At 47.4% G+C, this 22,245-nt stretch carries 24 protein-coding genes; 12 read left to right on the top strand and 12 right to left on the bottom strand.

The window, feature by feature from the left end; translation table 11 throughout:
• Positions 1-147 precede the first annotated feature (147 nt).
• Together ABJ081_01165 and ABJ081_01160 are read right to left on the bottom strand one after the other, a co-directional pair.
• Positions 148-1,089: a hypothetical protein gene (locus ABJ081_01165; protein ID MEP6355274.1), complete on the bottom strand. Its 942-nt coding sequence runs from the start codon at positions 1,087-1,089 to the stop codon at positions 148-150.
• Between the two features lie 103 nt (positions 1,090-1,192).
• Positions 1,193-2,683, bottom strand: coding sequence for a hypothetical protein (locus tag ABJ081_01160; protein MEP6355273.1), 1,491 nt, complete (start codon positions 2,681-2,683; stop codon positions 1,193-1,195).
• 634 nt (positions 2,684-3,317) lie between these two features.
• Between ABJ081_01160 and ABJ081_01155 the strand changes: the two genes are divergently transcribed.
• Positions 3,318-3,596 carry a YciI family protein gene (locus ABJ081_01155; GenBank protein MEP6355272.1) on the top strand — a complete coding sequence of 93 codons (279 nt, stop codon included), beginning with the start codon at positions 3,318-3,320 and terminating at the stop codon, positions 3,594-3,596.
• Positions 3,597-3,623: 27 nt separating this feature from the next.
• Positions 3,624-4,061, top strand: a complete 438-nt coding sequence (locus ABJ081_01150) for an EVE domain-containing protein (protein ID MEP6355271.1) — start codon at positions 3,624-3,626, stop codon at positions 4,059-4,061.
• Positions 4,062-4,088: 27 nt separating this feature from the next.
• On the opposite strand, the gene ABJ081_01145 is transcribed toward ABJ081_01150, so the two are convergent.
• The 6 genes from ABJ081_01145 to rsfS form a co-directional block, all read right to left on the bottom strand.
• Entirely contained in the window at positions 4,089-4,604 is a 516-nt protein-coding gene (locus ABJ081_01145) for an RNA pyrophosphohydrolase (GenBank protein ID MEP6355270.1), read from the bottom strand.
• Positions 4,605-4,619: 15 nt separating this feature from the next.
• Positions 4,620-5,828, bottom strand: a complete 1,209-nt coding sequence (locus ABJ081_01140; GenBank protein ID MEP6355269.1) for a divergent polysaccharide deacetylase family protein — start codon at positions 5,826-5,828, stop codon at positions 4,620-4,622.
• A gap of 308 nt (positions 5,829-6,136) precedes the next feature.
• A complete protein-coding gene (locus ABJ081_01135) occupies positions 6,137-7,471 on the bottom strand; it encodes a S41 family peptidase (protein MEP6355268.1) in 1,335 nt (444 codons plus the stop codon).
• Positions 7,472-7,486: 15 nt separating this feature from the next.
• Positions 7,487-9,100: a peptidoglycan DD-metalloendopeptidase family protein gene (locus tag ABJ081_01130; GenBank protein ID MEP6355267.1), complete on the bottom strand. Its 1,614-nt coding sequence runs from the start codon at positions 9,098-9,100 to the stop codon at positions 7,487-7,489.
• Positions 9,101-9,203: 103 nt separating this feature from the next.
• On the bottom strand, positions 9,204-9,686 hold the full coding sequence (gene rlmH, locus ABJ081_01125; GenBank protein ID MEP6355266.1) for a 23S rRNA (pseudouridine(1915)-N(3))-methyltransferase RlmH: 483 nt from the start codon (positions 9,684-9,686) through the stop codon (positions 9,204-9,206).
• Between the two features lie 47 nt (positions 9,687-9,733).
• Positions 9,734-10,105 (bottom strand): ribosome silencing factor, encoded by a 372-nt coding sequence (gene rsfS / locus ABJ081_01120; protein ID MEP6355265.1) that lies wholly within the window; start codon positions 10,103-10,105, stop codon positions 9,734-9,736.
• A gap of 280 nt (positions 10,106-10,385) precedes the next feature.
• Between rsfS and ABJ081_01115 the strand changes: the two genes are divergently transcribed.
• From ABJ081_01115 to trmD, 6 genes are all read left to right on the top strand, one after another.
• Positions 10,386-11,597, top strand: a complete 1,212-nt coding sequence (locus tag ABJ081_01115; GenBank protein MEP6355264.1) for an NAD(P)/FAD-dependent oxidoreductase — start codon at positions 10,386-10,388, stop codon at positions 11,595-11,597.
• Positions 11,598-11,611: 14 nt separating this feature from the next.
• On the top strand, positions 11,612-12,412 hold the full coding sequence (locus ABJ081_01110; GenBank protein MEP6355263.1) for a fumarylacetoacetate hydrolase family protein: 801 nt from the start codon (positions 11,612-11,614) through the stop codon (positions 12,410-12,412).
• Positions 12,413-12,756: 344 nt separating this feature from the next.
• Positions 12,757-14,301, top strand: a complete 1,545-nt coding sequence (gene ffh, locus ABJ081_01105) for a signal recognition particle protein (protein ID MEP6355262.1) — start codon at positions 12,757-12,759, stop codon at positions 14,299-14,301.
• Positions 14,302-14,346: 45 nt separating this feature from the next.
• Positions 14,347-14,781, top strand: coding sequence for a 30S ribosomal protein S16 (gene rpsP / locus ABJ081_01100; GenBank protein ID MEP6355261.1), 435 nt, complete (start codon positions 14,347-14,349; stop codon positions 14,779-14,781).
• Between the two features lie 56 nt (positions 14,782-14,837).
• Positions 14,838-15,389, top strand: a complete 552-nt coding sequence (gene rimM, locus ABJ081_01095) for a ribosome maturation factor RimM (GenBank protein ID MEP6355260.1) — start codon at positions 14,838-14,840, stop codon at positions 15,387-15,389.
• Positions 15,386-16,087: a tRNA (guanosine(37)-N1)-methyltransferase TrmD gene (trmD, locus tag ABJ081_01090; GenBank protein ID MEP6355259.1), complete on the top strand. Its 702-nt coding sequence runs from the start codon at positions 15,386-15,388 to the stop codon at positions 16,085-16,087. Before rimM ends, trmD begins: the two co-directional genes overlap by 4 nt.
• Before the next feature lie 3 nt (positions 16,088-16,090).
• Here the strand turns inward: trmD and ABJ081_01085 are convergent, their stop codons facing one another.
• On the bottom strand, positions 16,091-16,417 hold the full coding sequence (locus ABJ081_01085) for a hypothetical protein (protein MEP6355258.1): 327 nt from the start codon (positions 16,415-16,417) through the stop codon (positions 16,091-16,093).
• 94 nt (positions 16,418-16,511) lie between these two features.
• Here ABJ081_01085 and ABJ081_01080 point away from each other — a divergent pair, with 94 nt between their 5' ends.
• From ABJ081_01080 to ABJ081_01065, 4 genes are all read left to right on the top strand, one after another.
• The gene (locus ABJ081_01080) at positions 16,512-16,772 is read left to right on the top strand and encodes a hypothetical protein (protein MEP6355257.1); all 261 of its coding nucleotides are present in this window, start codon (positions 16,512-16,514) and stop codon (positions 16,770-16,772) included.
• Between the two features lie 81 nt (positions 16,773-16,853).
• On the top strand, positions 16,854-17,459 hold the full coding sequence (gene leuD / locus ABJ081_01075; protein ID MEP6355256.1) for a 3-isopropylmalate dehydratase small subunit: 606 nt from the start codon (positions 16,854-16,856) through the stop codon (positions 17,457-17,459).
• A 62-nt stretch (positions 17,460-17,521) separates the two neighbouring features.
• Entirely contained in the window at positions 17,522-18,646 is a 1,125-nt protein-coding gene (gene leuB, locus ABJ081_01070) for a 3-isopropylmalate dehydrogenase (GenBank protein ID MEP6355255.1), read from the top strand.
• Positions 18,647-18,956: 310 nt separating this feature from the next.
• Entirely contained in the window at positions 18,957-19,991 is a 1,035-nt protein-coding gene (locus ABJ081_01065; GenBank protein ID MEP6355254.1) for an aspartate-semialdehyde dehydrogenase, read from the top strand.
• A 60-nt stretch (positions 19,992-20,051) separates the two neighbouring features.
• Here the strand turns inward: ABJ081_01065 and ABJ081_01060 are convergent, their stop codons facing one another.
• From ABJ081_01060 to pdxY, 3 genes are all read right to left on the bottom strand, one after another.
• Positions 20,052-20,480, bottom strand: a complete 429-nt coding sequence (locus ABJ081_01060; GenBank protein MEP6355253.1) for a hypothetical protein — start codon at positions 20,478-20,480, stop codon at positions 20,052-20,054.
• Positions 20,481-20,535: 55 nt separating this feature from the next.
• Positions 20,536-21,201, bottom strand: a complete 666-nt coding sequence (locus ABJ081_01055; GenBank protein ID MEP6355252.1) for a carbonic anhydrase — start codon at positions 21,199-21,201, stop codon at positions 20,536-20,538.
• Positions 21,202-21,319: 118 nt separating this feature from the next.
• Entirely contained in the window at positions 21,320-22,213 is an 894-nt protein-coding gene (gene pdxY / locus ABJ081_01050) for a pyridoxal kinase (protein ID MEP6355251.1), read from the bottom strand.
• Positions 22,214-22,245 lie beyond the last annotated feature (32 nt).

Raw genomic sequence — 22,245 nt, 5'->3', positions numbered from 1 at the left:
AATCGACATACTCAGAAATCATTATCACGCTTATCTATCCCCCATAAATGGTATGCCCTTACGGGAGATAGTTTAAAATCTGCCTGTTTCATTAACATTCAAAAAGGCGCCAATGAAGCAAACCGTAATATTAAGACCACTTAAATTCTATAGCGACGAGTCCAGAACCTTCAAGGTTTGCTCTTTATAAATATCGTTCGAAATGAGGCCTTGATCCCGCAATTTTTTTAATTTCGCCAAGCGTTGTTCGACCGATAATTGCGAACGGGCTGGCGCGGCTTGTTGAACTTGCCCGCCACCACTACGTTGCTGTTGCGCTTGTGAGCTCACTGACCTAGCAATTTCTGAAAGAGATACCACTTGAACCCAGTCTTCACGCTTCTTGCCGTTAAAAGTAGAAAGCGCAATGCCATTGCCCGTTGCAATATCAACACCGAGTCTGGATTCTGTACGTCGCGAACCTGGAGTTGCTTGCTCAAAGATCTTACCGCCTATCAAGCCAAATCGCCGCGCGTCCCTATCAAGCGCGCCAGTTTTGAGAGCTGCATCATTCAAAGCTGTACCAAAAATAATATTAAGCCTGTTTCCAGCAAAAAACACTCGGCCTGATGTAACAACGTCAGCTGATGACAAAAGGGCGCCACCAATATTACCGCGTGACTGTCTTAAAGAAAAAGAGACGTCCTGGTTGCTATTTGCTTGTCTGAAGCCTTCTAAAATATGTGTCGTTAAAGTTCTTGCTTCGCTATCAGTAAACAAAGAAGCCGTCCTATTATTGTTGCCAACTCTGCGAGCTTTTTCCAAAACACCTAGGGTCAAACCACTCAATACGCCGCTTTTTTTGCGGACTTTTATTGCGCGCAAAGCAAAATATATATCACGTGGACCAAAGACTTTAGGGTGCTGATTCACGGCGCCCTTATCCGTCTTAATAAGGATAACCGCTCCATTTTTCGTGCGCCAAATATCTTTCGCCTCGGCAATGTCAGTAGAGACGCTCGTCATAATAAAAACCATGAAGACCATCACAATTGCTGACAATAGTGAAGGCTTGATAAGTGTTGGGTGCTTTTCGGTTCGGTTAGACATCACTGCGTTAATCCATCCAATTTTGTTGCTCAATAAAAAAGTAAGGGTGAGGCGGTTACCCGCCTCACCCTCAATTATACACGGTTTTATAAGAACCGAAAGACTAGAAGCGTACTGAAAGCTCAGAAACGATACCGTCAAAACCACCGGTCTGACCAGCAGAGTTTGCATCTTCGTCTTGGTTTACATATTCAACTTTGAAAAGCGTACGCTCATCAATGAAGTAACCTGCACCAATTTGGAAACGCTCTAGTGAATCTTCAGAACCTGCGTCCTGATTACCAGCTACAGCAAAGTTGGTGTCATCACTTGTGTTGATAACTTGTGTGTAACGACCAGCTACGTAGAACTTGTCTTTAACCAAGAACTGCTGAATGCCAACACCAAAGAAGCTAATGCTACTTTCCTGCTCAACAACACCGATTGCTGTACCGTTTTCACCAACTGTTTGCTGACCAGCTGCGTCAACGAAACTGAAGTCAGACTGAGCGAAACCACCCCAAGCACGAAGCAATGTGCCAGGACCGAAGTCAGCGCGGTATGATGCGTTGAACTGAAGGATCCAGCCGTCAAAGCCTGGAAGCAAGTTCTGGTGGAAGATCCGTGAAGAACGGCCATCACCATTATCGCCATTAGCGCCAAAACGGTTGTTTGAAGCTAGGAAGTAGTTGTCGCCGTCACCAGCAAACAAGCCATCGCCCTGAACACCATCAAGCGTGTAAAGCGTTTCATTTGTGTTGTTAAGGTCGCCATCATCATTCACAACGCCGCCTGCTGCGATAGCGTTAGAACTACCACCTTCGTTTGCGTTACCCAGCTGATCACCACCTTGACCGATGAAGAAGCGAGTAGACAAACCAATGCCGTTATTTGTGTTGATGCCAAGACCGAAGAGACCGTTGAAGTCTTTACCTGGGTTGGAATCGCCACCAAATGTTGGAACAGTAATAGCAGCATCAAAGCTGTATGACTTAATGAAACCGTCTAGGTTGTCAGAAATGATGATTTGAGCACCAGATTGAGCAGTACCAAAACTTGTTGGTGCGTTACCAATAAGTTCGTTACCTTGTACAGAACCACCATCAGAAAACGCATGGTTGCCATCAAATGTACCAACACCGATGTTACCAGTTTTCAAGTGAACTTCAGGACCTTCAGTAATTCCTGCTAGACCAGTTAGGTTCAAGTCGATGTGACCGAAATCCTGGTTAAGAGAGAATGGGTCAAGACCTTGGAAGTCGTTTGGCTCTTCAGCAATATCAACAAAACCGAAAACATTATCAGTAATGTGGAATGTTAGCTCAAGGTTGAAACGAAGACGCTGGAAGCTTGCATCTGTTTCTTCGTCAATCTGGAAGAACGCACCACTATCAGCTTGAAGAGCGTTAAAGTGTTGCGCAGCAAGCAAACCAATCTGCAAACGTCCGCAGAAAAGGTGGTTATGCTTGTTTTCACATTCGTCAACTACTGGAACTGGGTCCAGATCAGCTGCATATGAGTTAGTTGCACCAAGTGAGAAAACAACAGCCGTTGAGGCAAGCAAGCCTACAAGGGTGCCCATTTTCTTCTTGGGAGTGTTATTTTGTGGATACATTAAAGTTCCTCCGGAGTTATTAATTTAGGCGTTCTGACAACAGGTTGCCCGCATTGTCATAATTGCGTCACACACTACTAATTATTTTCAATCGCACGCAAACGTCAATAATTTTTATCAGGCAATGAATTAAATACCCTCACGAAATCAAACATTATGGCGATTTTTAAGCTATTATGCCGCTTTTGACCCCTATTTTCGCAAAATAAGGCGTCCCTTAACTACTAATACTATTGGCCTATCGAGAATTACTATAATTGTTTAAAATCAATCATTTGTGCATCTTGATCCACCACTAATTATCGAGAAAGTATCAGGATATTTTATCTGTCCGACGCTGAGAGTCACATAAATGCAACGATGTTGAATTAAGTTGCAGTTTTGCCGTAGTTGTGGAGTATTTGCGCCATGATTTAATCAACTGAAGAAATTTTTGACTAAAAATCGGGCAATTCAGAGCCTGGCCTTGCTCATGATTCTTTCATTGAATGACATCTCTCACCCTATAATTAAGCCACATTTGGATTGCGAGCATCGCAGCTCAAGGCTATGTTGGCTCTCCCAAAATCTATCGTGACAACGACCATCGCCAATGTTACGTCATTGTTCGAAAACATCTAATGGAATCACGCATATGCACTTCGTATTTTATGGCAAAGATAAAGCAGATAGCCTTCAACTGCGCCTCGACAATCGTGCGGCCCATATAGAATGGCTCAAATCAAACCCGATTCCAATTGCCGGGCCACTGCTCGATGAGAATGGTGACATGGTTGGCTCCATGGTGGTTTGCGAGGCAAAAGATCATGCAGCCGCAAGTACAATGTTTGCAAATGACCCTTACGCCAAAGCCGGCCTCTTTGCTTCTAGCGAAATAACACCATGGAAATGGATCATTGGCGCATCTGAATAGACGTATATTATAAGGAGAGAAAGAGTAATGGCATATTGGTTATTCAAGTCCGAGCCTTTTAAGTGGTCATGGGACATGCAGAAAGCCAAAGGTGATGCTGGTGAAGAGTGGGACGGAATCCGTAATTATCAAGCCCGCAACTTCATGCGCACCATGAAAATCGGCGATAAAGCCTTCTTCTATCACTCTAATGAAGGCCTAGAAATCGTAGGTATTGCAGAGGTTTGCGCTGAAATACACCCCGATTCCACGACCGATGATGAGCGCTGGGAATGCGTTGATATAAAAGCCATTTGCGACATGCCAACACCCGTTACATTAAAACAGGTGAAAGCAACTGAAAGCCTCGCAGATATGTCACTGGTCACTTCAATGCGCTTATCTGTCCAGCCCGTAAAACCAGAAGAATGGGCGATTGTGTGCAAAATGGGTGGTCTAGACCCTGATAGCCTCAAGCCGCTCTAGCGATTAGCGGCATTATGCTATCATCCACTAAATAAACCGCTGAAAGCTCTCGACCACTTTTTGATAAACATCCCGCTTAAACGGTACCACAAGGTCTGGAGCCTCTTCTAAAGCAGCCCATCGCCACTGTGAAAACTCTGCCGAATGTTCTCCGCCGCCCGGCGTTACAACATTAATCTCGCTATCATCGCCTTCAAAACGAAAAGCAAACCAGCGCTGAGTCTGTCCGCGGTATTTACCTTTCAGGCCAATACCAAGCATTTCTTTTTGCAAATCGTAACTTAACCAGTCTGGCACATCCCCAAGCAACGAAATGGATGAAACATTTGTCTCTTCAAATAGTTCACGTTTCGCGGCCTCAAGCGGATCTTCGCCCTCATCGATGCCACCTTGAGGCCATTGCCATTGGTGCTCATCATCGCGATGCTCCGGTACATGCGACCATTGTCGCTTACCCAGCCAAACTTGTCCGGCCTTATTAAACAACACCACACCAACGCAAGGTCGATATGGCAAATCGTCGTGAGTGAGGGTCTTCGTCATTTTTGAGAATATTACCTAAAAACTAGACTTATTCAGTGTCGCAGAAATTGGAATGAGTTTAATGCCACGCCGTTCAGCACCTTCTGCCCAGCGCTTCAAACGCTTGACGGTAATAGGGAAAGCTGAGGCGACACCAATAGCAATACCTTTTTCACGCGCAAGGCTTTCAAGCTCGAGAAGCTGAGCATCAATATCCTCAGCGGTGAGCAATGTATCCAGCACGAGCGAACTTTGCGCAAATGGAACGTTTAACTCATCCGCCACTTCAGACGAACGACTGAGTGGTGTTGAGCCATCATCAACATAAAGCAAACCACGCGAACGAAGTTCATTAAACAGAGGCCTCAAAGCCTCTGGCGAGGCTGAGTATCTGGCACCCAAATAATTCACAACACCCACATAATTGGTCATCCGGCTCAAAAGCCAGTGCAGGCGATCAACATTGGCATCCCAAATATCATCTACCAATAAAGTTTTAGGGCCCGGATCATTGTTTGGATAATCAAACGGCTCCAAGGGTAATTGAATTAAAAGTTCATGCCCACGCCCGCGCGCCTGTGCCATCCAGTCAAACAAGCCATTAGCATAGGGGGCAAAAGCAAGCGTTGTCTCAGCTGGCAAATCAGTCAGCACGCTTTGCGTGGTTGTTTCATTAAGCCCCAGCCCGCCTATAATAATAGCAATTTGATTTTTACGCCCGCTCACAATCCCCGCAGGTCGGCTATAGGCCCTAACAGATTTCTCACCGTTAACACCTATTTTTGGAAGAAACCCGTATCGGGATTTCTCAATCAGGTTGTTCTCAGCCACGGTTGAAAGACTGATCCGCCCAGTAGATTTAGGCGCCGCAGTGGGATCATAGATCAATATCTCATTAGGATCGATCGCTGTTGGTTGTTCATCAGCAACCAATTCGCTCAATTGAGCTTGATCTTCTATATCCAAAGCCTCTAGCACAGGCCCATTTTGGACGGCAACAATACCAACATCACGGTCTTTACTGTCGAATTTTGGTTCAAGTATGCGTGCATTCACAATAGGCTCGCCGCCTTTAGGGTCATCAACAGCGGCAACCCAAATAATCATGCCCAACAAGACTGCTGACACGATTCCCACAGACATACCAAAAAAGGGTATATTACCCCACAAGGAGCTAATCCCGCCCTTAATTTCAAAGGGTGCTTTCTTGCCATGAACACCGAGAGGTTTCGTGAGGTTTTTCAATGCGTCTCCTGCCTTCACAAAATCCGAATCACATAACAAGGAGTATACAATTAAATTCTCTTAATCATTTCTTACCAAAAGAGAAAGAAACGTCCTTTACGGGAGAAATTCGACGATTGTTGGTTCAAAATGATACGTAAAAATAAAATTACCTCACGGGCGCGCGCCAACCGTTCTCTATCTAATTATATTTAAAAGTATGCATCACACAGATCAGCCTTATACTCGATCCCTCAATACGCTAAACGCCCAAGCAGTAACTATCCATTAAAAAACCCCGCCATCAGCGGGGTTTTAATAAGCTACTCTTAATTGGGTACACCGCTTGCTGGGTCCGGCGGGAACATTGCATGTTTCTGTTTACCTCTTAAAAGATCAAGAGCATAAGCTAATTGCTTATCGTCCTTTGGATCACGTGGGAAATAAGCAGAAGAACCCTTTTCCTCCTCTTCCTCTTCACCATTTTGTAGGTGACGCGGAAGTGACGCTTCGCTACGCGTTACATCTTCGCTTTTAAGTTCGTCTGGCAAAGGTTGTTCTACATTAATGTCGGGCAACACACCTTTTGCCTGAATAGAACGGCCAGATGGCGTGTAATAACGCGCTGTCGTCAAGCGCACAGCGCCATTTGTACCAAGCGGGATTATCGTTTGAACCGATCCCTTACCAAAAGACCGTGATCCAATCACTGTTGCACGACGGTGATCTTGAAGCGCCCCTGATACAATTTCGGATGCAGAAGCTGATCCGCCATTGATAATCACGACAATCGGCTTGCCTTTGGTGAGGTCGCCCGAACGCGCGCTAAACTTTTGTGTTTCCTCAGCGTGGCGTCCACGAGTTGATACAATTTCACCTTTATCAAGGAAAACGTCAGACACAGCGATTGACTGATCCAAAAGGCCGCCAGGATTGTTACGCAAATCCAAAACATAGCCTTTCAGCTTATCGCCGATTTTTTCGCTTTGCTTTTCGATCTCAGCTTTAACGCCGTCAAATGTTTGCTCATTAAACTGTGTGATACGAATATACGCGACATCGTCTTCGACGCGTCCGCGCACAGAGCGAATTTTGATTACATCACGAACAACCGTAATTTTGACCGGATCTTTCTTACCTTCGCGAACGATTGTAAGCTCAAGTGGAACTTTCACTTTACCGCGCATCTCTTCGACTGCTTCACTCAGCGTTTTACCGCGAACAGCCTTGCCATCAAGATGACTGATAAGGTCACCAGCTTGAACGCCAGCTTGATCAGCAGGCGTATCAGCAATTGGCGTGACCACTTTCACATATCCGGTTTTTTCATCGAGGGTTACCTCAATACCAAGGCCACCAAATTCACCACGGGTCTGAACCTGCATGTCACGAAATGTCTTCGGTGATAGATAGCTGGAATGCGGGTCGAGGCCAGCAAGCATGCCGTTGATAGCAGATTCAATGAGTTTTTCTTCTTCCGGCTCCTCAACATAATCTGAACGAATACGCTCAAAAACATCACCGAATAAATGAAGTTGGCGATAAGTGCTGCGACTCGCTGCTTCAGCAGGAGTGCCTGAAAAAAAACCGCTTTCAGAAAGTATCGAAACGCCGAAGCCTCCAACAACAATACCGACCATTAAAAAAGAAATTTTACGGAACACGATGCGTGCCTCTTTCTACAAATTGGCCCACCAGGGCGATGAATTAATTGACTTACTGTTTTTCCTAAACTCAACATATAGTACAGGCTGCGTTTGGCTACTGGAAAAATCATTATCCAGTGCTGAGACTATATCTACAGGCAATCCTGCAAGACGGGCAAGTCTTTTGCCGCCCATGATAGCGACGGGCTGTCCCGCCTTAACGTAATCTCCAATATTGACATTAATTTTCCCCATACCTGCCAATACAATATGATAACCATCACCAACATCTATAATCAAGAGCCGTTCATAACCTGGGAATGGGCCAGCAAAGACAACGCGCCCCGGTGCGGGGGCTGTAACAGGAGTTTTTGGACGAGTGGCAAGCGTTATTCCTTTTGAAATTCCTCCCAAGCCATCTGAACCACCAAATGTTGTCAATTCTGTGCCGCGCGCTGGGAATCGAAGCAATCCCTTCAGTTTAGCGAAAGTAACAGACGCATTCCGCGCCTCATTATCTTTGAGAATATCTGAATAATCTACAACACGTTGCGGCAGGCTGGTTCTGGTTGCTCCAAGAGGACCCCCCTCTTGAGCAGCCGTCTCCCTATTGCGTGAGGACAACGTATCACCACCATCATTAGAGGCCTCAGGGCGCAAGCTGCTCAAAACCTCAACGTCGCGTTGTTGCTGCGCTTCATGCGCTGCACGACGCGCATCAGCCTCACGTCTTGCCGCCACTTCAGCGCTTGTCACTTCTTGAGTAACACTCGAAATTTCCGACGTTATTCGGCTAACCAGATCACGTAAATTTGTAGCATCACGCGCAAGAGCCCTTACCTTTTCGCGCTCTTGGAGTCGTTTTTCATCCGATATCACTCGTAAATTTTGATTCTCTTTTATGAGCAAATCCAGCCGCAACTGCTCTTCACTCAATTGTCGTTCTTGATCAATCAATTCCTTTCGTTCCACTTGTACAGCCAGCTTCACATCACTGAGCGCTTTCAAATCTTTGTTGAGCGCTTCTGCTTCAGATTTCAACTCAGGCAAAACAGACCCAAGCAAAATAGCACTGCGCACAGATTGAAGCGCATCACTGGCATTGACCACAATAGCAGGCGGCGGATTTTGCCCCATGCGCTGTAAAGCAGCCAACACCTCAGCTAAAATGGCTCGCCGTTCCACAAGTGATAGTTGAATACGTTTTTCTTCATCAACAAGATTGAGGAGCTTCTGCTCCGTGTCGGTCAATGCATCTTCCAGATTTTGTATAGACCTAGCTGTTGCAATTAATTGATCAACGAGAGCTTCACGGTCTGTATCAAGTGCTGCAACACTTTGGGCGAGTTCTGCCTGCCGCTCAGTGGACACGATCATAGCGTCATTGAGGCGTCGCAATGCCTCTTCATTCTCCGCTTTTCTACGCTGGGCCGCCGATAAAGCTTCAGTATAAGATGGGTCCAGTGCTCGTGGCTCAAAGGCGGGTGGCTCAGCACTTTCAAATGTAATTTCACCCTCAAGATTAGGTAAGAGCGCATCTTGTGAATAAGCCGTCACAGAAACCAGAGCAAGCACGCACACGCCAAGCAGGGCCTTCACAGAAGCCTTTGCTGGATTGCCCTTCATCGCTGCACTCATCCGTTCCATTTTACCTGTATTCTCATTTTACAATGGTCACAAAATACATAGCACATATAACCAAATATCTTGGTTAACTTAGAATTAAAAGGCAAGAAATACGAAGGCTGATTCAAATCTTATGATAGGGGTGGCCTGCCAAAATTGAGAATGAACGATAAATCTGCTCAGCAACCATGATGCGCACAAGCTGATGCGGCCAAGTCATTGCCCCAAAGCTAAGTAATTGATTCGCACGCGCCCTCACCGTCTCATCGAGACCATCTGCGCCGCCAATAACAAAAACCATCTCACCTTGCCCATCATCGCGCCTTTGGCGCACCATTTTTGCAAAATCAGGGCTGGCCTTTGTTTTCCCGCGCTCGTCAAGCGCAATGACATAGGCTTTGTCATCAAGGGCTTTCAAAATATTAGCGCCCTCTTGCGCCATGCGTTCACGCGAACGCCCAGCTTTGCTTTCATTCAACTCACGCACCAAAAGAGAAGTAATGCCCTGAGCCTTGCCAACGGAAATCGAACGTTTCCAATATCGCTCAAAAAGCTCCTTTTCAGGACCGTTTTTCATGCGCCCAACAACATGGAGGGAAAGCTTCATCTAATTCCTCCCATATCCATGCATACTCTTAAAGGCGGCAAAAGCCATCAAGCGTTGGCGGTCACCGGCTCAGCATCAACGTCCGCTGACCACATTTTTTCAAGGTTATAGAATTCACGCACTTCGGGTCGGAAAATATGGATGACCAAATCGCCAGTATCGATCAAAACCCAATCACAATGCGGCAATCCTTCCACGGCAGCCGTGCCATAGCCAGCCGCTTTCATATCGCGCAGCAGATGATCTGCGATCGCGCCCACATGACGGTTTGAGCGTCCTGATGCTACAATCATAGCATCGCCAATGCTCGATTTTTCACTAATATTGATGGTTATAATTTCTTCAGCTTTAGCATTTTCCAAAGAGGTAATGGCGGCTTCATATGCGCCGACGATAGAGGACGGTAGACTACCGATGATTTCAGTATGGGAATGCGCAGGTGCTATTCCCTCATTACGCGAGGTGTTCAGAACTTTTTCCTTTCCTGAAAAAACTGATCGTCATGACAAATTCAATACTTCTTTATACTGCTCTTTTTCCGTGTCAATTTCAAGACATTCTCGCGTATCAACCACGCGGCTGATTATCAAAACAAAAGCATGCTTTTAAATTCCATAAAGAATTTTCAAAATTACTGCAAAATTAATGATAGTTGTTATCCAAATCAATGATGACCCTTCATAAAAAGCCAACCAAAACATGCCCCGTATTTATAATACAATAATCATAGGTGCTGGCGCAGCTGGTATGATGTGCGCAGCCCACACAGGTGGCCAAACGCTGGTCATAGATCATGCAAAAAATCCTGGAGAGAAAATTCGCATTTCAGGTGGCGGGCGCTGCAATTTCACGAACATCCATACAGAAGCCAGCAACTTCATTTCCCAAAACCCACATTTCGCTAAATCTGCCTTAAAGAGCTATACTCAGCACGATTTTATCGCTCATGTTGAACGCCACAATATTGCCTATCATGAGAAAACCCTCGGCCAGCTTTTCTGCGATAATTCAGCGAAACAAATAATTCAGCTTCTGCAAAAAGATATGCAAAATGCCGACGCCCATCTTCAGCTTGAAACCCGCATCACCGAAATTTCCAAAACAGAAAGCGGTTTTCAACTTACGCTCGAAAAACACGGGAAAAATGAAATCCTCACCTGCCGCAATGTTGTTGTTGCTTGCGGTGGCAAATCAATTCCCAAAATGGGGGCTACTGGCTTTGGTTATCAAATCGCAGAACAATTTGGTCACACACTAACCGACATCCGGCCAGCTCTTGTGCCTCTAACCTTCGATGGCGACATTTTAGAGACGGCTAAAACACTCGCCGGTGTTGCTATAGACGCTAAAGTGACAACGGACAAAACATCGTTCAATGAAGCACTCCTATTCACCCATCGCGGACTCTCAGGCCCCGCAATCTTGCAGATTTCATCCTACTGGCGAGAAAAACAACCCATCGAAGTCGCCCTTTTACCAAGTCATGATTGTCTTGACCTCTTGCGCCGCGAACGCACCCGCTCAGGCAAGCGGGCCATCCATAAAGTGCTGGCTGAATTTTTACCCAAAAGCATTGCCGCACAAATTGCTAAGCGAACCCAATTAACAGGCAATCTTGCGGATCAATCTGACGCTAAACTTCAAAGACTAGCGGCAGCAATCAATCACTGGGAGCTTTATCCCATCGGCACAGAGGGTTATCGCACAGCAGAAGTAACCCTTGGCGGCGTAGACACCGACGGGCTTTTGTCCAAAACCATGCAGTCAAAGTTCGTGCCGGGCCTTTATTTTATCGGCGAAGTGGTGGATGTTACAGGCTGGTTGGGTGGTTATAATTTCCAATGGGCATGGTCATCTGGTTATGCCGCAGGCACTGCCATTGCTTCTGACATCACTACTGCACCTAGATAAAACGGGAAATTTTCGTGGATCAAGAAACAATCAATACCATCGCACGCAAAGTTTTTACAGCGCAGCAAAACCGCGATCGGTTCCAGCCGCTGCGCGGACACGATGATCCCGGCAGTCTTGATAACGCCTATGAGGTGCAAGACGCGCTTTATCGGCTAATGCAAGATGAGGGTGAGAGCGGACCGTTCGGCGGTCATAAAATCGCACTCACATCGCCAGATATCCAAAAAATGTGCGGCGTTGATCAGCCCGCCTATGGCCGTATTTTTAGTGCTAAAATTCATCACACATCCCACACAGCCAAAATCTCAGACTTTGTACGCATCGGCATTGAATTCGAAGTCGCCTTTGAAATCGGTGAGGATGCTCCTCTCGATCAAGCACCATTCGATCAAAACAGCATCGCGCCATATGTGAAATCAGCAATGCCCGCCCTTGAACTGATAGACGACCGTGATGCGGATTATAGTAATCTGGATGCAAAATCGATCCTGACAGACAAATGCTGGTGCGGCGGTATTGTGTTGGGAAAACCAATTGAAGATTGGCAAAAAATTGACCTTGGCAATCTTGAAAGCATCGTGACGTGGAACGGAAAAGACAACGACCACGGCAACACGGGCAACGCCCTCGGCCACCCGCTCAATGGTCTTGCATGGATTGCTAATCATCTGACAAAGCGCGGTGGCGCGTTAAAAGCTGGTGACGTGATTATGACCGGTAGCGCCCTTAAAACCCAATTTCCAAAAACCGGCGACAGCTGCACCTATACAATCAATGGCTTAGGCGATGTTTCCGTCAAAACAGTGTCTTAAGAATTTCTATTCCATCCAATTGCGCCGATCGCTGCAATGAAAAGAAAAACCATGAGAGGTTGTGGCATCAGCCATACGCAATAAAACATGGCGGCACACATTGCCATTGATCAATCTCTAATATCTATATTATCGATAATATTACCTCGTAAACTGCGTAGCATAGATCACATTGACATTCCCTTCGTTTTTCCTCTATAACCAGCGCAATTCTTGGAAATGATGTTCATTTCTGGCTGACTGGGGCATGATCCCAGAAGTTACCACCCGACAGCGCGATGCGCCCTCGGGTGTAAAACTGCTTTGTGGTCTGCTTTTAGGGCTGGCTTTATTGAGGAAACGCGATGTTTGAAAGTTTATCAGATCGTCTTGGATCCATTTTTGATGGACTGACAGGCCGTGGTGCGCTGTCTGACAAAGATGTGTCTGCCGCATTGCGCGAAATTCGCCGCGCCTTGATTGAAGCCGACGTAGCGCTTGATGTGGTGCGTTCCTTCACCGACCGCGTACGCAACAAAGCCGTTGGCGCAGACGTTATCAAATCCATCAAACCCGGCCAGATGGTTGTCAAAATCGTCCATGACGAATTGGTCGCCATGCTGGGTTCTGATGCAGAACCAATTGACCTTGCCTCAACCCCGCCCGTCGCCATCATGATGGTGGGCCTGCAAGGCTCTGGTAAGACCACAACATCAGCAAAAATCGCAAGACGACTGCAAACACGGGACAAGAAAAAAGTCCTGATGGCCTCGCTTGATGTGCGCCGTCCGGCAGCACAAAAGCAGCTGGCCGTTTTGGGCGAACAAAATGACGTGGCAACTCTGCCAATCGTTGAGGGTCAATTGCCCGTCCAAATCGCAGAGCGCGCGCAAACCGCAGCCAAGCTTGGTGGCTATGATGTTGTGATCCTTGATACAGCTGGTCGCCTCGCGATCGACGAGCCTTTGATGCAGGAAATGGCCGATATCAAACGCGCCACCAACCCGCATGAAGTCTTACTGGTTGCCGATAGCCTCACGGGTCAAGACGCCGTTAATCTTGCCAAGTCTTTTAATGAGCGCGTTGATATCACCGGCATTGTTCTCACCCGTGTTGATGGTGACGGACGCGGTGGCGCCGCTCTTTCCATGCGCGCGGTCACAGGCAAACCGATTAAGCTTATCGGTATTGGTGAAAAAGCCGAAGATCTAGAAGATTTCCACCCCTCCCGCATTGCTGACCGCATTTTGGGCATGGGTGATATTGTCAGCCTTGTTGAAAAAGCATCTGAGAATATCGACCAAGAAAAAGCAGCCGCTATGGCTGCCAAAATGCAGAAAGGTCAATTTGATCTCAACGATCTGCATGACCAATTAGAACAGATGAAAAGCCTCGGCGGCATGGGCGGTATAATGTCGATGATGCCAGGTGTCGGCAAAATGAAAAAACAACTCGATGCTGCCGGCATGGACGACAGCATCTTTAAGCGCCAACAAGCGATCATCACCTCGATGACCAAAAAAGAACGTGCAGCGCCAAAACTCTTGAACGCCAACCGCAAAAAACGCATCGCCAAAGGATCTGGCACCGAAGTGTCAGACATCAACAAGCTTTTAAAAATGCACCGACAAATGGCCGATATGATGAAAGCCATGGGCGGCAAGGGTAAGAAAAAAGGCATTATGGGCGCACTTGGCGGCATGATGGGCGGCGGCATGGGTGGAATGGGCGGCGGCATGCCTCCCGGTATGCCTGATCCCGCCAGCATGGACCCCAAAGAACTGGAGCGCCTTGCCAAACAAATGGGTGGGGCCGGTGGTCTTCCCGGTGGCTTGGGCGGCGACATGCCAAAGCTTCCTGGTCTCGGTGGCGGCGGTTTTCCCGGCCTGCCTAAAGGACCAAAGAAATAATAAATTTAAAACACAAACAAACACTTCACTTAAAGGAAAAATACAATGGCTGTTAAAATTCGTCTTGCCCGTGGTGGCTCAAAAAAACGTCCTGTTTACCGCATCGTCGTAGCAGACGTTCGCGCCCCGCGTGATGGTCGCTTCATCGAGAAATTAGGATCCTATAACCCGCTTTTGGCAAAAGACTCAGAAGAACGTGTTGTCCTCAACGAAGAACGTATTAAACATTGGCTAGACCAAGGCGCTCTACCAACAGACCGCGTTGCCCGCTTCCTTGATGCCGCAGGCATGATGAAACGTGAAGACCGCAACAACCCGAAAAAAGCACTTCTTGGCAAAAAAGCTCAAGAGCGCCTTGATGAAGCCAAACAAGCGGAAGAAGACGCAAAAGAAGCTGCGGCTGAAGCTGAAGCTGCGGCTAAAGCAGAAGCTGAAGCTCCTGCAGAAGAAGCACCGGCAGAAGAAGCTGCTGCAGAGTAAATTTAAACGCGTCATTGCCGGGCTTGCCCCGGCAATCCGTGATTGCGGATATACAAATGAACGCATCTGACATTAAACGCATATGCCTTGGCCAAATTGGTGCTGCAAATGGCATCAAAGGGCATGTGCGTGTCAAACCATTCACGGGTGAACCGGAAGCTTTTGGTGACTATGGCAGCCTTGAAGATGAGAGCGGCAAAAACCGCTTCAAAATAGCTGCCTTACGCCCCATCAAAGGCGGCATGTTGGTGGTTAAGTTCAAAGGTATCAATGACCGTAATCAGGCCGAAGCACTAACCGGAATCAAGCTTTATATCGACCGCGATCATCTGCCTGATCTTGATGAAGACGACGATTTTTACATCGAAGATCTTATTGGTCTTCAAACCGTTGATACCGAGGGCAACTCACTCGGTGAGGTCACGCTGATCCATAACTTTGGCGCTGGTGACCTTTTGGAAATCAAACCAGATCATGCACCCACCGTGCTCGTTCCTTTTACGAAAGCAGCTGTACCCACTGTTTCATTGAGCGAAAAGAAAATTGTCATCAGCCTTGCAGAAGCTGGCCTTGATGGCGATGACGATGAGCCGGATCATGCATCATGAGTACAACCGACAAATCATGCTGGCGCGCCAGCGTTCTCACCCTTTATCCAGAAATGTTCCCCGGCCCCTTGGGACACTCCTTATCAGGCCGAGCCATGGAGGCCGGTATATGGTCATGTGATGCTGTCAATATTCGTGATTTTGGCGCGGGCAAACACAAGAATGTTGATGATACGCCGTCTGGAGGTGGAGCAGGTATGGTTTTCCGCGCCGATGTTTTGGCTCAAGCAATCGACGCGAGCGCTGATGAGCGGCCCAAACTGCTTATGTCACCACGAGGAAAACCGCTCACACAAGAGCGGGTTCGCGCCCTCACTAAAGGCCCCGGCGCACTTATTATTTGTGGTCGATTTGAAGGCATTGATCAGCGCGTCATTGACGCCCGCGAATTAGAAGAAGTCTCCATTGGTGACTATGTTTTATCAGGCGGGGAAATCGCAGCCCTGGCCTTAATCGATGCCTGTGTTCGGCTTTTGCCCGGTGTCATGGGCGCACAAGCTTCCGGCGAAGACGAAAGCTTTGAGAACGATCTGCTTGAATATCCGCATTATACCCGCCCGCCCGAATGGGAAGGCCACACCATTCCTGACGTCTTAACATCAGGCAACCACAAGAAAGTTGATGAATGGCGGCGAGCTGAAGCAGAGAAAATTACAAAAGAACGACGCCCAGATCTTTGGGCGAAACGATCCAAATAATAATCAATTTCCTTCTGATTCTTGTATCTCGTTAATTTCTGCCTCAGTGAGCGGCGAAGAATTTACCGACACACCCAATACATATAATTTGCCACGGCTACCAAACTCCAAAGGAAGCAATGCCTTTTTTTCTCTCTCTCGTTGCTCAAGCAACTCCAGCAATTCTATGCGTTCTTGAAGTTCTACGGTTTGCTTAGATTTTGAGTGCCCAGCAATGGCTGGTGATAGACCTAAACTAGACACAACCGACATCACAAACACACTGAATACAAAAGAGCGAACTGGCGACATGAGATATCCTGACAATGATGAAGCAAAATGCTTTTTCATTTTAATACACTTTTGCAATTATTAAAAACCTAATAGATAAATATAATGTTAGAGGGAATAGGCCCTAGAAATAACCGAAAGCGCGAGTGGACTCATGGTATCCAGACATGAAGAAGAAGCAAAACGGGCTGAACGGGCGCGGCGCGACCTTAATCGTGTTGCCGCTGAATCCGACACCATCGGCACTTCAGCCGCGGCTCGCATGGCAACCAAAATAGAAAACCGCTTCAAAGCCTCCGACGTTGACCCCAATGATCCAATAGAAGTGTGGGGGACACGAATTGGTCGCGGGATGGGTCTCATTTTTGCAATCGCTTTAGCCTTCTATCTATTCTATACCTATGTTTTGAACTAATCCCCCATCATCAACACAGATTCCCCTTGGCTAAAGCCTTTCGCTGGGTTAGATAAGCCCAACAAAATATGAGGCCATATCATGGAAAAATTTGATAAATTAACGGGCGTTGCTGCTCCCCTGCCGATCATCAATGTCGATACCGACATGATTATCCCAAAACAATATCTCAAAACCATTCAGCGCACCGGCCTTGGAACCGGTCTGTTTTCTGAAATGCGTTACAATGAAGACGGCAGCACAAACGAAGACTTTGTCTTAAACAAAGAGGCCTATAAGGGCGCTTCTATTCTTGTTGCGGGCGATAACTTCGGCTGCGGCTCATCGCGCGAACATGCCCCATGGGCATTGGTTGATTTCGGCATTCGCTGCATTATCTCAACAAGCTTTGCAGATATCTTTTATAATAATTGCTTCAAAAATGGCGTTTTGCCGATTGTCGTCTCTCAGGAAGATCTCGACAAATTAATGGATGATGCAAGCCGTGGTGCCAATGCGACCCTCAGCATTGATTTGGTCGCGCAGGAAATCAAAGGCCCAGACGGCGGCACCATCGTTTTCGACATTGACCCACACAAAAAACATTGCATGCTCAACGGCCTTGATGACATTGGCCTGACCATGGAAAAGGTCGAGCACATCAATGGGTTTGAAGAAAAATTATCTGAAGACCGTCCTTGGGTTTAAGGTCGATTTTAAAGCTTCAAATACTCATAAATTGAAATTAGAAATGGCGAAAGGATAAAGCCATGGCAACTCATAAAATTCTTCTCCTGCCCGGTGATGGTATTGGACCTGAGGTCTGCGAAGAAGTCTCCTCCGTTATCAGTTGGATGAATGGCGCCGGCGTTTTAGGTGGCGACACATTCGAGATTGAAACGGACCTTGTGGGTGGTTCTGCCTATGACGCCCACAAAAGTGCCATCTCAGAAGGCGCTATGAAACTTGCCATGGATGCTGATGCCGTATTGTTTGGTGCCGTTGGAGGCCCGAAATGGGATGACGTCCCCTATGACCAGCGCCCTGAAGCAGGCCTTTTGCGGCTGCGCAAAGACCTTGCACTCTTCGCCAATCTGCGTCCTGCCATTTGTTATCCAGCGCTCGCTGACAGTTCATCCCTACGCCGTGACGTGATTGAGGGTCTCGATATTTTGATCGTGCGCGAGCTTACAGGCGGCGTTTACTTCGGCGAACCAAAAGAAATCATCGAGCTTGGCAATGGTCAAAAGCGCGCCATCGACACACAAGTCTATGACACCTATGAGATCGAACGTATTGCAGAAGTAGCCTTCGATCTTGCCCGCACCAGAGACAATAAAGTCTGCTCTATGGAAAAACGCAATGTCATGAAATCTGGCCTTTTCTGGAATGAAGTGGTGACGAATACGCATAAGAAAAAATTCTCCGATGTCGAGCTTTCCCATATGCTGGCCGATGCTGGTGGAATGCAGCTCGTGCGCTGGCCAAAACAGTTTGACGTGATCGTCACGGACAATCTGTTCGGTGACATGCTATCTGATGTGGCAGCAATGCTCACAGGCTCTCTCGGTATGTTACCATCGGCTTCCCTTGGCGCCCCAGACGCGGCAACAGGAAAGCGCAAAGCCATGTATGAACCGGTCCACGGCTCTGCGCCGGATATTGCGGGCACAGGCGAAGCAAACCCAATTGCGATGATTGCGTCCCTCGCTATGGCACTGCGTTACTCATTCGGCATGGTTGATCTTGCCAATTGCGTAGAAAAATCCATTGCATCCGTTTTGGATCAAGGCCTGCGCACAGGTGATATCATGTCAGATGGAATGACAAAAGTTGGAACCAATGGCATGGGCGCCGCAATTTTGGCTGAAATCCAAAAGGATTACGACAAATAATACGCTCGATCACAGTCTCGCGTTCAGCTCATCTTTTAAGCCGTTCTTGATTGACTTTTGACGCTTTGCAGGCCATAGAAGCCGCACAATTTTATAGTGAGAGTTCCGCGATGTTTTTCGCACCAGCCACCGCAACCATCCAAAAGACGTCTAATAAGACGACGATGACGCATGGCCTCACGACAAAGACCACCAAAACAACCTGACACCCGCTTTTGATCCGCACTCTCCCCGGTGATAAAGCCGGGGAATGAAGCGCATCACTAAGAGTAAAGCGCGTGTCGGGAGAGGTGAAAAAAAGGAATACATAATGGGTTTTAAAGTTGCTATCGCAGGCGCTACCGGCAATGTCGGACGCGAAATGCTTGATATTCTGTTTGAGCGTGGTTTTCCAGCCGATGAAGTGGTGCCACTCGCATCAAGCCGCAGTGTGGGAACCGAAGTTTCCTATGGCGATCAAACGCTCAAAGTGAAAGCGCTAGAAAATTATGACTTCGCTGACACCGACATTTGTTTGATGTCTGCTGGTGGTTCTATTTCAAAGGAATGGGCACCAAAAATCGGCAAGCAGGGATGTGTCGTGATCGATAATTCATCTGCCTTCAGATATGACCCTGATGTGCCGTTGATTGTACCTGAAGTAAACGCAGACGCTGCAGCAGGTTTCACAAAACGCAACATCATTGCCAATCCCAATTGTTCGACCGCACAACTTGTGGTGGCCTTAAAACCATTGCACGAAAAAGCAAAAATCAAGCGGGTTGTTGTCTCCACCTATCAGTCTGTTTCAGGTGCCGGCAAGGAGGCATCCGATGAATTGTTCACCCAGACCCGTGCGGTCTTTGTGTCTGATCCCATTGAGAACAATAAATTTCCAAAACGTATCGCGTTCAACGTAATACCGCATATTGACGTTTTCCTTGATGATGGCTTCACCAAAGAAGAATGGAAAATGGTGGCTGAGACCAAAAAAATGCTCGACCCTAAAATCAAGCTCACCGCCACATGCGTGCGGGTGCCTGTTTTTGTTGGTCATGCGGAAGCCGTGAACATCGAATTTGAAGATGAGATCACCGCGGATGAAGCGCGCGATATCCTGCGTGAAGCCCCTGGCTGTCTGGTCGTCGACAAGCGCGAAGATGGTGGCTATATCACGCCTTATGAAGCAACCGGTGAAGATGCCACCTATATCTCCCGTATCCGCGAAGATTCAACCGTGGAAAATGGTTTGGCCCTTTGGGTCGTCTCCGATAATCTACGCAAGGGTGCTGCGCTAAATACGGTTCAAATTGCAGAAGTACTTGTAAATCGCGGCTTGATAACGCCTAAAGCAGAAGCTGCTTAAAAAACAAAAAGGCTCTGAAGAAATTCAGAGCCTTTTATTCTAATCGAGAACTATTTCCCATTAAAAGCCTGTGCATTTATCCCCTTTACCGGCTTGGGAAACGCCTGTGATTTTCGTATCATAAACGCCAACTGCCTCAGCCGCCAGCAGCTCGCTTTCAACAAAGCGATAACAAACCAAAACGTTATATCCGCCCTCATAAGCATCAGTAATTTTATACTCGATCGTGCCGCCAGAAATCGCGCCCAACCACTCATCCATTGACGCGATAAACTCTTTGCGGTTTTGAGTCACCTCAAAATCTTTGATCTCATATTGAAATGGCACGAAGTCTTCAGGCGCCATCAAAGCCTCAAGCGCTATCACGTCAGGCTTTTGCAAAGCCGCATACCATGCGGTTAAGCTTTCATCGGTTTTCGGTAATTCTTGCGCAAAAACGGTGGTCGCCGTCAAAACCAATCCGGCTGCTATGCTCAAAACTATTTTCATAATGACTTTCTTTCCAAAGTTGGCTCGGTCGGCGGCACATGAAGAATTGAAATGATTATTCAACCGACCCAAACACACCTGTCTCGCGGTCCATTGTAAACAGTTCACCCGAGGATATGTCAAACCAAGCCCCATGAAGCTTCATTTTACCGCTCTCGACCAGAGTTTTAATGAATGGAAATGTCATCAGATTCTCAATAGAATGACGAATACCCGCCTCTTCAAGCGCGCGCCGGCGAGCAGCAGGATCAGCATCATCTGCACATATCATCTTATCGATTGCTGGCTCAAGAATGCTTATCCAATTACCGATAAAATCACCGGCCGACAAAGGCTCTATTCCCGACTCCGCCTCATGTTGGCTGAGACAAGCATTAACACCGCCGCAGCGGCCATGACCCATGATAACAATATTTTCCACCTTCAACCCTTGAACAGCAAATTCCAAAGCCGCCGATGTGCCGTGCAATCCATCATCGGTTTCATAGGGTGGCACGAGATTGGCCACATTACGCACAACAAAAAGTTCGCCGGGAGCCGCATTAAAAATCGTCTCCGGTGCCGCACGACTATCACAACATGAAATTAACATGGTTGTCGGTTTCTGACCTAATTCGGCCAAAGCCTCATAACGCTCACGTTCATCGCGCAATCGCCCATCGCGAAAAGCACGGTACCCATCAGATAAAAAAGCAGGAAAAGCATTAGACGTATCAGGCATTTTAATCCTAAAAATTTATTTCAAACGGCTGGGTTATCTCAAAAGAATGCCCAATATGCAATCTGATTTATACGACAATTCAAAATTTTATAGACCTATTATAAAGCGTATGATTTTTTCAAGTAAGAGGCGTGGGCTTGGCAACAACACCTTTTCGCGTCGCAACTGGCGCGCCAATTCGGCGCAGATTGACCATCGCCATCGGGCGCTCCAATCGACTTTGTTCCTCAATGAGGACCAATTCATCACCTCCCGCCTTCATCGTCTGAGCCACGATCTCAAAAACACCCGCCGTTGCCACTTGCAGCGCTTTTTCAGGTGCCATTTCCTGCATCAAACGTGCAACCAATAACCCAGCAAACAAATCCCCCGGCCCATTAAGCGCGCTATCAAATGAGCGATGCTCGGCGAGAATTGCGTTATCGCTTACCCTATCATAGAGCAATGTTCCTTGTGATTTTTTCATCATGGCAAAGGCGGATGTAACCGCAATACGCTCATGGGCCAGTGCCTTTGCCGTCTCGACAATATCTTCATTGCTCGTGTGCACTTTGCCTGTCAGCCAATTAAACTCAAACCTGTTTGGCGTAATAAGATTTGCCAATGGAAGCAATTCGTCGCGGATCGCCTCTGCAGTCTCTTCTGGCACATATAGCCCCTGCTCATCCCCGATCACTGGATCACAACAATAAAGAAGATCTGGGTTTTTAGTCCGTATTGTCTCAATCAATGACGATATAGAACCGGCCTGATGCGACGCTCCAAGATAACCGGTGATCACGGCGCCCAGTTCAGACAACCACGGCGCACGTTTTAAATCATCAAGAAGCGCTGCAAAATCATCGCTTTCAGCCACAATGCGAGAACTTTTGCCGTGCCCAGGATGCCAAGGCAGGGTAATTGTTGGCACAAACCACGCAGGATGCCCCAGCCGTTCAAGCGCAAACACACAAGCCCGCGCGCCAATGCGTCCACGGACTACCTGACTTGTAATAACGAGAACGGCTTTCATTGTCAGATCCCTGTATTATACGCGAGTTACGC

It is taken from the genome of Hyphomicrobiales bacterium, assembly GCA_039989895.1.
Classification (GTDB): Bacteria; Pseudomonadota; Alphaproteobacteria; order Rhizobiales; family JACESI01; genus JACESI01.
This window is presented reverse-complemented; position numbering and strand designations above follow the sequence as displayed.

Bases quoted from the DNA above. Each gene is read 5' to 3' on its own strand.
- ABJ081_01165 (MEP6355274.1), bottom strand. From the start codon at position 1,089: ATGTCTAACCGAACCGAAAAGCACCCAACACTTATCAAGCCTTCACTA.
- ABJ081_01160 (MEP6355273.1), bottom strand. From the start codon at position 2,683: ATGTATCCACAAAATAACACTCCCAAGAAGAAAATGGGCACCCTTGTA.
- ABJ081_01155 (MEP6355272.1), top strand. From the start codon at position 3,318: ATGCACTTCGTATTTTATGGCAAAGATAAAGCAGATAGCCTTCAACTG.
- ABJ081_01150 (MEP6355271.1), top strand. From the start codon at position 3,624: ATGGCATATTGGTTATTCAAGTCCGAGCCTTTTAAGTGGTCATGGGAC.
- ABJ081_01145 (MEP6355270.1), bottom strand. From the start codon at position 4,604: ATGACGAAGACCCTCACTCACGACGATTTGCCATATCGACCTTGCGTT.
- ABJ081_01130 (MEP6355267.1), bottom strand. From the start codon at position 9,100: ATGGAACGGATGAGTGCAGCGATGAAGGGCAATCCAGCAAAGGCTTCT.
- rlmH (MEP6355266.1), bottom strand. From the start codon at position 9,686: ATGAAGCTTTCCCTCCATGTTGTTGGGCGCATGAAAAACGGTCCTGAA.
- ABJ081_01115 (MEP6355264.1), top strand. From the start codon at position 10,386: ATGCCCCGTATTTATAATACAATAATCATAGGTGCTGGCGCAGCTGGT.
- ffh (MEP6355262.1), top strand. From the start codon at position 12,757: ATGTTTGAAAGTTTATCAGATCGTCTTGGATCCATTTTTGATGGACTG.
- rpsP (MEP6355261.1), top strand. From the start codon at position 14,347: ATGGCTGTTAAAATTCGTCTTGCCCGTGGTGGCTCAAAAAAACGTCCT.
- rimM (MEP6355260.1), top strand. From the start codon at position 14,838: ATGAACGCATCTGACATTAAACGCATATGCCTTGGCCAAATTGGTGCT.
- trmD (MEP6355259.1), top strand. From the start codon at position 15,386: ATGAGTACAACCGACAAATCATGCTGGCGCGCCAGCGTTCTCACCCTT.
- ABJ081_01085 (MEP6355258.1), bottom strand. From the start codon at position 16,417: ATGAAAAAGCATTTTGCTTCATCATTGTCAGGATATCTCATGTCGCCA.
- ABJ081_01080 (MEP6355257.1), top strand. From the start codon at position 16,512: ATGGTATCCAGACATGAAGAAGAAGCAAAACGGGCTGAACGGGCGCGG.
- leuD (MEP6355256.1), top strand. From the start codon at position 16,854: ATGGAAAAATTTGATAAATTAACGGGCGTTGCTGCTCCCCTGCCGATC.
- leuB (MEP6355255.1), top strand. From the start codon at position 17,522: ATGGCAACTCATAAAATTCTTCTCCTGCCCGGTGATGGTATTGGACCT.
- ABJ081_01065 (MEP6355254.1), top strand. From the start codon at position 18,957: ATGGGTTTTAAAGTTGCTATCGCAGGCGCTACCGGCAATGTCGGACGC.
- ABJ081_01060 (MEP6355253.1), bottom strand. From the start codon at position 20,480: ATGAAAATAGTTTTGAGCATAGCAGCCGGATTGGTTTTGACGGCGACC.
- ABJ081_01055 (MEP6355252.1), bottom strand. From the start codon at position 21,201: ATGCCTGATACGTCTAATGCTTTTCCTGCTTTTTTATCTGATGGGTAC.
- pdxY (MEP6355251.1), bottom strand. From the start codon at position 22,213: ATGAAAGCCGTTCTCGTTATTACAAGTCAGGTAGTCCGTGGACGCATT.